Source organism: Vibrio sp. VP6, from assembly GCF_028823755.1.
Classification (GTDB): Bacteria; Pseudomonadota; Gammaproteobacteria; order Enterobacterales; family Vibrionaceae; genus Vibrio; species Vibrio parahaemolyticus.
Map to the genome: position 1 here is coordinate 48,256 of NZ_JAPEID010000014.1, position 13,004 is coordinate 61,259.

A 13,004-nucleotide genomic window follows, 5' to 3' on the forward strand; every position below is an offset into this window, starting at 1 on the left:
AGGTGATGTATGAAAAAACTAATCGCATTAGGCTTGATGGTTTGCTCAGCGAATGTGGCATTTGCGGCGGATGGCTCATACACAGGTACCATTGACATGACAATGAGCAATACGAACCAAGTGGATGTTGAACGCGCAAACTCGCAACTTACGTTGAAAGGCCGTAATGAAGCGATGTACGGCGGCGTGATGATTCAAACCGATGCATCTACCCAACCGATTGAACTTCGTGGCCGCCGCGATTAATCGGTCACGTTGTCATTACGAAAATGCCGCGATGAATTCGCGGCATTTTTGTTTGTTGATTGCGTATGTAATCAAGTGGCGGTGCGAAAGCGATTAGCTCTGTACCTCGACACCCGCTTCAATCTCGACAGGTTGCGCTTGTGCTTCGCTTTCTTTTGCCGCATCCAGCATTTTGCGAATAACAACCGACGCTGCCATAGCAATCGCCACCATCACAACCGCTAGTACAGTAAGCAGTTGGAAGTAATCACCGTATACGGTTTGTACGATTTCTTGAGTGATCTCTTGGCCTTTTTCCATCGCAATTGACGTTGAGAAAGCGGCACCAACGATACCACTCAGTGCGATAGCAACGGAGAATAGACTAACCGAGAAGTTCTCGATGTGTTTTGGTGCAACAGACAGAATGAATGCCACAACCATTGAACCAACGATAACTTCCGCAATGGCTTGGAAGAAGTGAATCGCCAAGAAGATTTCAGGCATGATCACCACATCTTCACCAACGGTTGTGACCGCAAACGTTAGGATGCCAAATGCAATTGCAGTGAGTACAAACGCCATCGCGATTTTAGTCGCTGTCGAAAGGTGAACGTCGCGTTTTTCAAGCATACCGAAGAAACCCGCAACAATAGGGCCACCAACCATACACCAAAGTGGGTTCATTGCCATTGCTGCTTCTGGCTCAAGTGGGATAAAGCCAAACAGTGAGCCTTTCAAAGTATTGATTGCCACCATGTTCATTGACGTCATCATTTGTCCGTAGTAGACGAAGAAACACGTAGTCAAGAAGGTCACAATGAGGATGGTGCCCATCTTCAATGACTCGGCTTTGCTGGCTTTCAGCATTAAAGAGACGAAGTAAAGAATCGCAGCGCCACCGATGGCATAAACGATGTTTTGACCAATATCCATGTTTGAGAACATGAAGAACACCAACGCGATCATGGCGACGGAAATCAGTGCGAAGAATACCCAGTTTTTCAAGCTTACCGCTTTTTGGTCAAGTTCAGCGGCTACACCAGTTAGGCCCTTTCTGAACATCAATAACATCACAAGCGCAGCGCCTGCCATGACGGCAGAGATGGTAAAGCCGCCGTTAAAGCCAATTACCAGCACGATCATCGGGAACAGGTACTGGCCTAAAAAAGCGCCGACATTGTTCACGGAATAGTTGATTGGGTAACCTTTTTCGAAATCTTCTTGTGATTTAAAAGTGCGTTTGTAAAGACTTGGGTAAGAAGGCGACATCAAACCACGGCCGTAGCTTGCTAGAGCGATACCACACATCGATAAAGGAACGTTTGTCGCCGAAGCACCAAGTACCAGCAAAACGTAACCCGCAGCGAACGCCAGAAAGGCGATGGACAGAGAGCGGTAAGCTCCTAAAAACTTATCCGCAATAAATCCGCCAGCGATGGCAAACAATGGCCCAATGGCAGAAAAAGCGCCCACGATCATCATCGTATCGGCTTCGTTGTAATTTAGATCTTCTAGAAAAAAGCGAGTTAAGCTCACTAACACGCCATAAAATGATAAGCCAAACATCATTTGGCAGAACATCATAGATTTGTTTAGTTTATTCCACATAATTTTGTACTCACATTGGCGGAGAAAGATAGTGATTATTTCTGTTAAATGTTACTTAAACGAGATATTGAGTATTGAAATAATTGTCGCATAACTAACAAAAGACGCACTATATTTTCTAATGTGAAGTTTGTTATTTGCTTATCCGTTGTTCTAGATCAAGTTGATAAATGTAGTTATAAAAACCAATTTATAAATTATTATCAAAACAAAATGCTAATAACGAATTTAACGTATTGAAAAATAAATGATGGAAAGCAGGCGAGTATTGATACAAGGAAGGGAAGAAATCGCACTGTTGATGCTAAGTGCCACCAACAATGCGATGTGTAAAGAAAGATGCAAATTATGCGTACTTATTATTCACATGGTGGTGCCATATGGATGATTGCCAAACCACCTAGAGATGTCTCGCGATATTTCTTATTCATGTCTTTACCAGTTTGGTACATGGTTTCGATAACTTTATCTAATGAAATAAGACATTTGCTAGTGCGCTTTAGTGCCATTCGTGATGCGTTAATCGCTTTTACTGCGCCCATCGCGTTGCGTTCAATACAAGGCACTTGAACCAGTCCCCCTATTGGGTCGCAGGTCATACCGAGAGAGTGTTCCATTGCAATTTCAGCTGCGATACAAATTTGCTCGTTGCTGCCTCCTCGCAAGGCGGTTAGGCCAGCCGCTGCCATAGAAGAGGAAACTCCCACCTCACCTTGACAGCCCACTTCCGCCCCAGAAATGGACGCGTTGGTTTTGTATAAAATACCAATCGCTCCAGCAACGGCGAGAAAGTCTTTTAATTGCTTAAGGTCCAGCTCTTTGATGAATCGATGGTAGTACATCAATACTGCTGGGATAACACCTGCGGCACCGTTAGTTGGTGATGTGACGACTTGCCCGCCTGCCGCGTTCTCTTCGCTGACCGCAAAGGCAAACAAGTTAATCCAGTCCATGATCTCCATTGGATCATTTTCTACTGCTGCATTCGCTTCTAGTTTTTTCAACAGATTCGGAGCTCGGCGAGTGACGTTCAAGCCCCCTTCAAGGATCCCTTCAGTATCGAAACCACGCTGCATACACAGTGACATCACTTTCCAAATTTGTTCAGCTCTTTGGTCAATTTCTTCTTGCTCTCGAAATGCCAGCTCATTTTGCAGGATCATGCCACCAAGGCTGAGGCCATTTTTCTCTGCTTTTTCCAACATTTCGTCCGCGGATGAAAAAGGGAAAGGTACTTCTGCGCTGGCTTGTTGGCCGCCATGTTCGAGCTCTGCCGCTGTCGCAATAAAGCCACCACCGATAGAGTAGTACGTCTCAAAGGCGACTTGATCTCCTGCGGCATCGAGCGCGGTGATCGTCATACCATTTTCATGCAGCGGCAGGTTGTCGCTGTGAAATACAATGTCGTGGTCGTAGCTAAACTCAATTTGATGAGAGCCAGCTAACGATAATGTATGGTTTTCGATGGTGTGTTGCAGTGCACTTTTGGCACTGGTCATTTTGATGGTATCGGGCTTATTGCCCATCAACCCTAGCACCGTGGCTCGGTCGGTGTGGTGTCCTCTACCAGTCAGTGATAAAGAGCCATATAAGTCAACTTGCACCCGACGCACTTTCGCCATAGAGTCGCTAAGTAGTTGAGTGAAATGGAATCCGGCGAGCATAGGACCGTTAGTGTGGGAGCTGGATGGCCCAACACCGACCTTAAAAATATCGAAAATCGACAGCATAATTGACTTCCTTCAGCAATGAACCTTTCATAGGTCTCTAGAACAATGTTGTTAACTAGATGTTAATGCCTGTAAGGCGGTTGGCAAAGAAGATTTTTGTAACTATGCCAAAGACCACACAACAGTGACTTTGTCGCAGGGGAAATTGAGAGAGAAGTATGAAGTTAGGTAACGTGGTCATCGTACTAGGTAAGCGATTGGTTAACAACCAATTGAGTGCCGAAGGCATCTCGAGAGTCGAAGCTCTAGCCGCTAAGATCCGCGAAATGCCAATGGAGAATACTGCTCTCGTATTTTGTGGTGGAAAAACGCAAGGACAAAGCATTTCGGAAGCTGACGCTATGTATGCATATTTTCAGACCCTGAATACGTCGCTGGCCAAGCCTTTTCCGACAAGCCAAACTCTGCTTGAAAATCGCTCTTTGAATACGTTTGAAAACATGCGAAATGCAGCGAAAGTTCTGTGTGAAAGCGGTTTATTTCCGTTACCGTCTCAAGCGGCGGTTGAGGTCATTTTGCTATCAAACGCCTATCATCTTGAGCGCATATTAGAAATTCAAACGCTAATGGATGAGCAAGGCTTACTGCGCGTGCTCAAATCTCAATGTGCGTCCGTGGGTTTAGACTTACACATTTCTCTAGATATTCAGAAGCACATTAGCGTGCCATACCCACATCAAGGGCCACAGGCAGAAGCGTTTCTTTTACTTGATGAACTGACGACGTATCGAGTGTATCTGGAGGGCGTTAAAAGTGGGGCATTTCAACGAGATTTAACTAGCGTTCGAGCACAGCCTTTGCTGCGGGCTAAACAAGCAATAAATCAACTTCGCGCTTTACCGTTAGAAATGGATGTTTTGCAGCAAATTGCGGAAATGAAAAAGGCCATCGAAATGACGGCCTTTGATGAATCGGTTGCAACAGCAGAGCTAGCATTGGAAGTGTTTCATCCCATTTTAACTGCGCTCAATCACCGTTTAGATCCCGAGTCTATTCAGTGATTTCGCGTCGCATACGAACAGCACTCAACGCAATCAGACAGTAGCAAAGCAGCTCCATGCCTTCTTCCGAAATGTTCTTAACATCGCGGATGTAGCTTTCATTCATGACTTGCTGCCAGAAGCTTCCCATGCCGTAAAGGCGAGAGAAAACAAGCAGTAGAACGACGGCACCAATCAAGAGCTTCATGTGCGGAACTTGTAGAATGCGTGCCATTTCGTTCACTGTACCTTTACCACCTTGGTAAGCTTTTGCGCAAGCCAGAGCAGTGACGGTTAACGCAGGGAATACCCACGATCCGTGACGGATCATATCCATCCAGTAGTCCAGTTCGCGAATGATCAACACAGCGAAGAAGCCGGAAATCAAAATAGCGGCGTGTTTAACTTGTTCTTCTTGCTTAGAAAGTTGGAAGAACGACCATGAAGCAATCGCCAGCATGATCACTTGTAAGGTTTCAGTGATAGAGACTTCACCCAAACTTGATCCCAATACTACGTAATCAAGACGAATACTCAGATTGACGAGAATACTGATCGCAACAATCATCAATGCGCTTAAACACGATTTGTAGATGATGCGTTTTGACTCATCAGTAATCACGTTGTTTTGTGCCGTTTCGGCTTGTTTAACTATTTGTGTTTTCATCCTGACCACCTGTTTCCAGAAAAATGTGGAAGAAATGTGAATTTGTGTGATGTTGGGCATGATTTTATTGACCAAGTGGAAAGTATTGTCAGGGGAATGTCAGGAATAGAACGCTGTTCGATATTATATTTGCATACGGTAAAGTCAGAGTAGTGTGAAGTTCCTGTAGGAAAATGCGGATATCAAAGAACAAAAAAGGAGCCGATTGGCTCCTTAGTTATTGAATAATATTACTATTTATTAGATTCGAGTTTATTGCTCGTCACTCTCTTTGTGGTTGTTACGGTAGTATTCCCACTGTTCAACACGTTCATCGTCAGAAAGCACACAGTAAGTTACACGCTCACCGTTCTCTGACACAGTGTCCAGTTCGCCACCTTGTTGTACACAGTAAACGGCCGCCGGATTGGCAACAGAGGTGTACTCTGTTGAGCGAGTTGCGCCGTCATAAGTTGAACAACCAGCAAGTACCATTGTCCCTGCCATAGCCATCATTAAACTTGTTTTTTTCATCTTTATCTCCGCATGGGATAGGCGAGTATTGCCTTGATTATAGGCAACTTTCGTCAATTATTGTCTTATCGATGTTAAAAGTAAGAAGGGCGTAGACATATTTAGAAGAATTTTAGACATTTCTCATAAAGAGCTTGCTAGTACGTCACATCTGTTGCGGATACATAGTGAATGTATCGAGCGTAAGCCGCTCAACAAAACGCGATCTCGTGAACGGTTTAGTACACTTTAATTGGGTTAGGTATCGCTACTTTGGCTTGCTTATTAACACAACGATGATTTAAAGGGTGAACTCCGGTAGTATGCGCGCATCATATTTACGGCGGTATTTTCGATGAGACATTTACAATCGACCATTCATCCAGAACTCGATCATCTGGACGATAAAATTATCTTTCAGCGTAATGCAGCGCGTGCCATTGTACTTGATGGTGAAGATGTGTTGTTGCTCTACACAGAGCGTTATCACGATTACACGCTACCTGGTGGCGGAATTGATGAAGGTGAAGACGTTATTGCTGGGCTAGTCCGTGAACTCGAAGAAGAAACGGGGGCGAAAAATATTCATAGCATCAAACCATTCGGCATTTTTGAAGAGTTTCGTCCTTGGTACAAAGACGATGCCGACGTGATGCACATGATTTCGTACTGTTACACATGCAAAATCGATCGTGAGCTGGGCGAGACAGCGTATGAAGATTACGAAGTGAAGAATGGCATGCGTCCAGTTTGGATGAATGTCTATGAAGCGATAGCACATAACGAAAAGACGATGGCAGAAAGCCCGAAGAAAGGAATGAGTATCGAACGTGAAACGTTCTTACTTCACCTGATCGCTAAAGAGTTGCTTTAGCTGTCACCAGAGTGCCGAAGACTGAGCTCATACCTATTGAATGGGAATGAGCTTCAGTAAGCGTTTTTAGAAGTGTTTAGGGATTTCATCATTCACTTCTTTACGCAATTAAGCGCAATAAAAAAGTCCGAGCTCCCCCCCGGAACCCGGACTTATTCCAGACGCGCAAGCGAAGCGTCATCTCGATATTCTGAGTTTTGTTTCAAACTATGAAAACAATAGCCGTTTTATATTTAGTGTGTAAATAATTAATAGGTCCAACCATTGGTTTTCATCTTTTTTGCACACGTAATGTGATGCATATCTATCCAATAAACAAGTGCAAATTGGACTATTATCAGTAAACCACTACTCTTTCTTATTCTTGAGATACATTACCTTAACTTTTTTGCACACGTTTGCATCGAGATCACGAGTTTTTAAATTAGCAGAACAGGATCTTGTAATTTTACGTTCTTCTGACATTCGTTTTTTTGGTGATTATTATCACAAATTAACGAGTGGAGGAAGTCGACTAAAGTCGATCAGAGGCTGTGATGGTGCCGCAGACTCAGCAGCAAATAGAAGCAATGGCTGAAAAGAAGAGTGTTGTAACTGCCCGATATCTATCAGTTTTTCCAAGGCAAAAAAACGACTGACGTATTGATGTGTTTCTTTTGGCAGAGTGAGCTGTTGGAAGTCATCGGAGCCCGCTTTCTTTATAGCGCGAGTAATTCGGCCTTCTCCTGCATTATAGGCCGCCAGCGTTAATGCGAGGTTTTGATCAAACTTGTTGTATAAAAACGCCAGATAGTCCAATGCAGCTTTCGTGCTGGCTTGGGTATCGAAACGCTCATCCACATTCGAATCAACCGTTAAACCAAAGCGCATCGCTGTTGCAGGAATCAATTGCCATAATCCCGCGGCGTTGGCGTGAGAAACGGCTTTTGCGTTGTAAGAAGATTCTAGCATTGGCACCAAAACGAGACTTTTGGGCAGTGACTTGCTTTTGAGTTGCTTAAAGATGTGGTCGAGAAGTGGATTGACGGAAGTGAGACGTTGGTCGATTTGTAATTTGTAAGGCGCAAGAACCTCATACTGCTGCTCTATATCAGTAGTATTGGGTTTTGCCTGGCAAAGAAAAGAAGTGCTGAACAACAAACAGGCAGAAATAAAAAGGCCTACAGTATCCAGCCGAGATGGCGGCTGAATCTGTAGGCAAGACGACCATCGTTTAAAACGATTTATCTTCATAAGTGTGTTGCACAGGTTGTTTGAGTTGACTGACTAACTCATGGAACGCAGCAGAGCTTTGGCCATTGCTCTGGTTGTATTGTTGGCACTGCTTGATGAGTGTCTCCAATAACGTCCACTGTTTTCTCGCTTGCGCACCAATCTTGGCAGGCAAAGCGTTGAAAATTCTTGTTACGCTGGAGTCATTACACGGTAACCCCAGCTCACGCATGCATTGGCTTCTTTCATTAGAAGAGCGGCTCAGCTTATTGAGTATTGGTGTTTGTTGCTGAACGTTGGTGTTCAGTGCTTCACCATCAAACTTCAAATACAACGCCTTTTGTTGTTGAAGTAGGGTCAATAATTGCTGATACAGTTTGATGTCTTCAGAAATTGAACGAACAAAATACTGAATTCGCTGCGATGCCGCGCTTGCCATGGGTGTATTCCTAATGCTGTGCTTTTACTCGTGACCAGTATGGAATTGCATAATTGCCTTAGATAGCGCTTTTGTATCTAGGCTCAATTCGCCGCGTGCTAGCGCGTTACGAACTTGCTCAACTTTTTCCATATCGACGTCTGGTAGCGATTTCATTTCTGCTTGGGCACGATCAATTGCTGCTGTGTTTGCTTGAAACGCAGGCTCGCTTACCTTGGTTTGTTCCATTGTTTCAACAGGCTTTTTGCTTGCTTGTTGGAAATTTGTTTGTGGGACATGACCGCCCGCGACTTTGTCGATTTTCATGCTGTGGTCCTCATCATCATGTTCTAAATCCAATAGGCGACAAGGATGTGGTGAACATTAAATTTTATTTTTGTACTCGATACTCACGCGATGTGACGAGAGGCAAAATTGAAAAATGTTACGTTGAGTCCAAAATCAAAACTGAGTATGAACTTGGTTTCTTCCTGTCACAACCGCTCGAATGACTCTTCCAGAACTGAGGTTTTCTACCTCAATCTGTTGGCCTTTCGCTCCATCTTCTAAGGCGACACCTTTGGTGCTTGCACTAAATCCATCTTTGCTAGCAATGATGATGATTTCATTGCCTTTCTCAATCAAAGCGGGGGCACTTAAGTTGGTTGGATCGACGACTTGTCCGGCGCGGAGTCGACGCGTGGTTTCCAAGCCGATGGCGTGTTTAGGATCGGTGTAGAAATCGTCCGAGCGCGAAATGGTTCGAGTTTCCAATTTCAGATGATTGGCTGTCACCACTTCACTGCGACCTACAGTCGTCGCCGCAACCACCACTGGCAGTGTGACCGAGGATTTGATCGTGACATTGATTCGCCAAGGTGCAGTAAGGTCTTCGCAACTGACGGAACGCTTTAAGTTACCGACTGGTAAAGGTTGGTTATCGCGACCCGTGATCACCAATTTGGCATCGCATTTGGGTAAATGGTTGGCAGAACCTGGCACCCACAAATCGTACTCCAGTTGGTACTCGCCCCACTGGTTGGATTTGGCTACGCGGTCTACTTCTTGTTCAAAATGTTTCGTGACAACGGCCTTTAGCTCCTCCGATGAGAAGGTGGTTTGGTCCGTGTTAGCGAAAGTTTGTCCTGCCGAAAGAATTCCTAATAACAGTATCCACTTTGAGGAAATTAGAGTTTTCCCCCTAATTTTTTTGCTTTCCGTAAACCGGAAGTTTGGTTTCCACTCTTGTTTGTAAATCATTGATAAATATAAATAAATTTTATGGCACGTATCTTGTTTGTATCTTGGCGTATTCGAGCCGACTGTAAGGAAAGATGCATGGCGATCACATTTGAAAATGCTTTAGGTGTACATCCAGAGGCACTCAATTTTCGCGTTCAGCGTACCAAAGTCCTCGCCAGTAACCTAGCAAATGTTGACACCCCTGGGTACTTGGCGAAAGACCTAAGTTTCACCACTGTTATGAACCAGATGTCGACAAACGGTGTGAGTAATTCTGTACCTAAGCTGCAGGTTCAGGCCCAGTATTCGGTGCCGTACCAAAACAGTAAAGATGGCAACACTGTGGAACTTGGTGTTGAACAAGCAAAATTCACCCAAAACAACATGGACTTTCAAACCAGCCTGACATTTCTGAACATGAAATTTAACGGCTTGGCGAAAGCGATTGAGGGACGTTAATTATGTCATTCACTGATATTTATTCGATTACTGGCTCTGCGATGACGGCGCAAACCGTTCGCCTAAACACGGTTGCCAGTAACCTTGCGAACGCGGATGCGGTGTCTGCAAACCCAGATGATGCGTACAAAGCACTTAAACCTGTGTTCGCTACCGTGTATCAAAAAACGCAAATGACGACAGAAAACGGCATTTACCCAAATGCTGAAGTTCGTATTGTCGATGTGGTGCAAAACAAAGGTCAGGCGGAAAAACGCTTTGAGCCAAATAACCCACTCGCTAACGGTGAAGGTTACGTTTACTACCCAGACATCGACGTGGTTGCGGAAATGGCGGACATGATGTCAGCGACTCGTAGCTTCGAAACGAACGTGGAAGTGTTGGCAAATGTGAAAAGCATGCAGCAAGGCTTGCTTCGTTTAGGGCAGGGTAGCTAATGAGTCTTGCACAGTACACGGCATTATCGTCGGACGCTCCGGTTAAAGCGGCAGCAAAAGAAAACAGTGGCATTGCGCCAAACCCAACGGATAAGAACAGCGCGTCTTCACTTCAAAATGAGTTCATCTCTTTGATGGTGGCGCAAATTCAAAACCAAGATCCGTTAAACCCGTTAGATGGCACAGAATACGTCGGTCAGTTGGCGCAGTTCTCTCAAGTTCAAAGTACCGAGAACATGTCGAAGGTCATGCAAAACAGCATGGTGCTACTCGACAACATGCAAGTGCTATCGACCGCCGGTTTGGTTGGTCAAACGGTTTACGTGAATTCAAAAGAATTCGAACTGGGTGATGGTGCGCAAAACGGCAAAATCGAACTGAGTCATGGTTCAAACCAAGTGACTTTAGTTGTGAAAGATCAGTTCGGTCAGAAGACGAACGTACCACTTGGCGCTCACGGCGCTGGTGACGTTGAGTTCTCAATCAATCCAGAAGAGCTTGGCTTAAAGCCGGGCAAATACACGGTATCTGTAGAAGTTCAAGAAGGCCAAGCGAGCCCGAATGTTCTACTGGCTGGCACTGTTGAACAGGTTCGTATTCCGAGTTCAGGTGGCGCAGCATTGGTCAATGTTAATGGCGTTGGCAACGTTCCTTTCTATCAAATCACTCAGTTTGGTGCTTAACCAAATAAGCAAATCAGAGGTCTTTTATGAGTTTTAACATCGCACTTAGTGGTCTGGACGCGACCAACACAGAGCTAAACACGATCAGCCACAACATTGCCAACGCTTCAACGTATGGCTTTAAAGGTGCGCGCACAGAGTTCGCAGCGGTATACAACGGCATGCAACCTGGCGGCGTAGAAGTTGCGTCTATTTCGCAAAACTTCGATAAAAACGGTTCAATCACGGGTACTGGTCGTTCGATGGACTTGGCGATCAACGGCAGCGGCTTCTTTGTGACAAAAGATCACATGGGTCAAACGCTTTACACTCGTTCTGGCGTATTTGGTACGGATAAGAGCAACTTTGTAACAGCGAACAATGGCGCGAAGTTGCAAGGTTACAGCGTAGATAGCAACAACAACCTGATGACGGGTTCCGTAGGTAACATCCAAGTATCAACATCGTCACTCAACGCGAAAGCGACAGATAAGCTTGATTTTGTTGCGAACTTCGATGCAAGTGCAAAAGCGATTGATAAAGCGGTAACGCCGTTCGATCCAGCGGATCCAACTTCGTTCAACTCTTCTTACACGACACAGGTGTACGATTCACTTGGCAACTCTCACACCGTGACGCAGTACTTCACTAAAACGGCAGACAACGCATGGGAAGTAAACGTGCAAGTCGACGGTGGTAAGACTCCTGTTTCAACCATTCCTGTGACGTTTAATAAAGACGGTACGTTAGCGGCGCCAACAGGCTCTTTCAATGTGGCATTCCCAGCTGCGGGCGCAAACGCAATGAGCGTTGATATCAACCTAAAAGGCAGCACGCAATTTGGTGCTGCGTTTGGCGTGAGCACAAACAGTCCGAACGGTTACACATCTGGTGAGCTTGCAGGCGTGCGCGTAGAAGACAACGGCATGGTTTACGCAACTTACACTAACGGTCAATCACAGCTTCAAGGCCAAGTGGTTCTGGCTGATTTTGCTAATACGCAAGGTCTAGCAAAAGTGAGCGGCACTGCGTGGACACAAAGCTTTAGCTCTGGTGCGCCGATCATGGGCGTTCCGGGTTCTGGCACGCTGGGTAACTTGACTCCAGGTGCATTAGAGGGCTCAAACGTCGACCTAACCAGTGAGCTTGTGGCACTGATGACAGCACAACGTAACTACCAAGCGAACGCAAAAACGATTTCGACCAGCGACAAGCTCACTCAAGCCTTGTTCAACGCGGTGTAATAGGAGTTCTGCATGGATAGCTTGTTATTTACAGCAACCTCCGGTGCAAGCCGAGTTCTTAAGGCGCAACACGTTCGTTCGAATAACTTGTCGAACGCGGATACCGCAGGTTTCCGTGCGGATATGGAACGTGTTCGTAGTGTGGAGTTACAAGGCCCGGGCTTTGATGGCCGAACCATGGTGGTCACAAACTCTGCATCAACGCGTTTTGATTCTGGCGACGTTGTGAAAACAGGTCGTGCGCTGGACGTTGCCGTCATGGGTGAAGGTTACCTTGCGGTAGAAACGCCAGCGGGTAACGAGGCTTACACGCGTGCCGGTAACATTCAAATCGATACCTTTGGCGCAATGTCTATCAACGGATTCCCGGTTGTGGGTGAAAACGGTCCGTTGGTGGTGCCTGATTATCAAAAAATCGAAATCAGTGAGCGTGGTCTTGTCTCGGTTATTCCACCGGGCGGCGGTGCAGAAATCGCAGTCGGCACATTGAAACTGGTGAAGCCAGAAATCAATCAGCTGCAAAAAGAGAGCGACAGCTTGCTTCATAGCGTTGACGGTGTGCCATTCGCAGCGGATGAAACCGTGCAATTGGCACCAGAACACATCGAAGGCAGTAACGTATCGGCGATCGATGAGCTGATCGGCGTGATGTCGCTAACGCGTAACTTCGAGATGCAAGTACGCATGATGAAAACTGCAGAAACGTTGGCGCAAGCCGGTAACAAATTAATGGCGGCGAGATAAGTCTCGC

Annotated in this window: 16 protein-coding genes; 8 read left to right on the forward strand and 8 right to left on the reverse strand. The window is 45.7% G+C overall.

All coding sequences use genetic code 11. The annotated features are described in order from the left end of the window. Positions 1 to 9 precede the first annotated feature (9 nt). A complete protein-coding gene (locus tag OU793_RS11130) occupies positions 10 to 246 on the forward strand; it encodes a hypothetical protein (protein ID WP_005464033.1) in 237 nt (78 codons plus the stop codon). A gap of 93 nt (positions 247 to 339) precedes the next feature. On the opposite strand, the gene OU793_RS11135 is transcribed toward OU793_RS11130, so the two are convergent. Together OU793_RS11135 and OU793_RS11140 are read right to left on the reverse strand one after the other, a co-directional pair. Beyond that, positions 340 to 1,836, reverse strand: a complete 1,497-nt coding sequence (locus OU793_RS11135) for a peptide MFS transporter (protein ID WP_005463935.1) — start codon at positions 1,834 to 1,836, stop codon at positions 340 to 342. A 359-nt stretch (positions 1,837 to 2,195) separates the two neighbouring features. Continuing rightward, complete coding sequence (locus OU793_RS11140) at positions 2,196 to 3,566, reverse strand: L-serine ammonia-lyase (RefSeq protein ID WP_025499386.1); 1,371 nt, start codon at positions 3,564 to 3,566, stop codon at positions 2,196 to 2,198. A gap of 158 nt (positions 3,567 to 3,724) precedes the next feature. On the opposite strand from OU793_RS11140, the gene OU793_RS11145 reads away from it, so the two are divergent. Then, on the forward strand, positions 3,725 to 4,567 hold the full coding sequence (locus OU793_RS11145) for a YdcF family protein (protein ID WP_140103349.1): 843 nt from the start codon (positions 3,725 to 3,727) through the stop codon (positions 4,565 to 4,567). On the opposite strand, the gene OU793_RS11150 is transcribed toward OU793_RS11145, so the two are convergent. Together OU793_RS11150 and OU793_RS11155 are read right to left on the reverse strand one after the other, a co-directional pair. After that, positions 4,557 to 5,213, reverse strand: coding sequence for a hypothetical protein (locus OU793_RS11150; protein WP_005481502.1), 657 nt, complete (start codon positions 5,211 to 5,213; stop codon positions 4,557 to 4,559). The genes OU793_RS11145 and OU793_RS11150 overlap by 11 nt on opposite strands. Positions 5,214 to 5,465: 252 nt before the next feature. Next, entirely contained in the window at positions 5,466 to 5,726 is a 261-nt protein-coding gene (locus OU793_RS11155) for a DUF333 domain-containing protein (protein ID WP_005463993.1), read from the reverse strand. 334 nt (positions 5,727 to 6,060) lie between these two features. On the opposite strand from OU793_RS11155, the gene OU793_RS11160 reads away from it, so the two are divergent. After that, positions 6,061 to 6,579 (forward strand): NUDIX hydrolase, encoded by a 519-nt coding sequence (locus tag OU793_RS11160; RefSeq protein ID WP_140103350.1) that lies wholly within the window; start codon positions 6,061 to 6,063, stop codon positions 6,577 to 6,579. A gap of 486 nt (positions 6,580 to 7,065) precedes the next feature. Here OU793_RS11160 and OU793_RS11165 read toward each other — a convergent pair whose 3' ends face one another. The 4 genes from OU793_RS11165 to flgA all read right to left on the reverse strand — a co-directional run bounded on the left by OU793_RS11165 (position 7,066) and on the right by flgA (position 9,469). Beyond that, a complete protein-coding gene (locus OU793_RS11165; protein WP_025559436.1) occupies positions 7,066 to 7,812 on the reverse strand; it encodes a lytic transglycosylase domain-containing protein in 747 nt (248 codons plus the stop codon). Then, entirely contained in the window at positions 7,793 to 8,230 is a 438-nt protein-coding gene (gene flgN, locus OU793_RS11170) for a flagellar export chaperone FlgN (RefSeq protein ID WP_005463929.1), read from the reverse strand. Before flgN ends, OU793_RS11165 begins: the two co-directional genes overlap by 20 nt. A 24-nt stretch (positions 8,231 to 8,254) precedes the next feature. Beyond that, a complete protein-coding gene (flgM, locus tag OU793_RS11175; protein ID WP_005464040.1) occupies positions 8,255 to 8,536 on the reverse strand; it encodes a flagellar biosynthesis anti-sigma factor FlgM in 282 nt (93 codons plus the stop codon). Positions 8,537 to 8,671: 135 nt separating this feature from the next. Then, complete coding sequence (gene flgA / locus OU793_RS11180; RefSeq protein ID WP_140103351.1) at positions 8,672 to 9,469, reverse strand: flagellar basal body P-ring formation chaperone FlgA; 798 nt, start codon at positions 9,467 to 9,469, stop codon at positions 8,672 to 8,674. Between the two features lie 78 nt (positions 9,470 to 9,547). Here flgA and flgB point away from each other — a divergent pair, with 78 nt between their 5' ends. The 5 genes from flgB to OU793_RS11205 are packed head-to-tail and all read left to right on the forward strand — an operon-like array spanning position 9,548 to position 12,997. Then, positions 9,548 to 9,910 carry a flagellar basal body rod protein FlgB gene (gene flgB / locus OU793_RS11185; RefSeq protein ID WP_005463947.1) on the forward strand — a complete coding sequence of 121 codons (363 nt, stop codon included), beginning with the start codon at positions 9,548 to 9,550 and terminating at the stop codon, positions 9,908 to 9,910. Positions 9,911 to 9,912: 2 nt separating this feature from the next. Beyond that, positions 9,913 to 10,347: a flagellar basal body rod protein FlgC gene (gene flgC / locus OU793_RS11190; protein WP_005464013.1), complete on the forward strand. Its 435-nt coding sequence runs from the start codon at positions 9,913 to 9,915 to the stop codon at positions 10,345 to 10,347. Further along, positions 10,347 to 11,030, forward strand: a complete 684-nt coding sequence (gene flgD / locus OU793_RS11195; protein ID WP_005463939.1) for a flagellar hook assembly protein FlgD — start codon at positions 10,347 to 10,349, stop codon at positions 11,028 to 11,030. The genes flgC and flgD overlap by 1 nt, the downstream gene beginning before the upstream one ends. A 26-nt stretch (positions 11,031 to 11,056) precedes the next feature. Further along, positions 11,057 to 12,253 carry a flagellar hook protein FlgE gene (gene flgE, locus OU793_RS11200; RefSeq protein ID WP_005463978.1) on the forward strand — a complete coding sequence of 399 codons (1,197 nt, stop codon included), beginning with the start codon at positions 11,057 to 11,059 and terminating at the stop codon, positions 12,251 to 12,253. A gap of 12 nt (positions 12,254 to 12,265) precedes the next feature. Next, complete coding sequence (locus tag OU793_RS11205; RefSeq protein WP_005464045.1) at positions 12,266 to 12,997, forward strand: flagellar basal body rod protein FlgF; 732 nt, start codon at positions 12,266 to 12,268, stop codon at positions 12,995 to 12,997. Positions 12,998 to 13,004 lie beyond the last annotated feature (7 nt).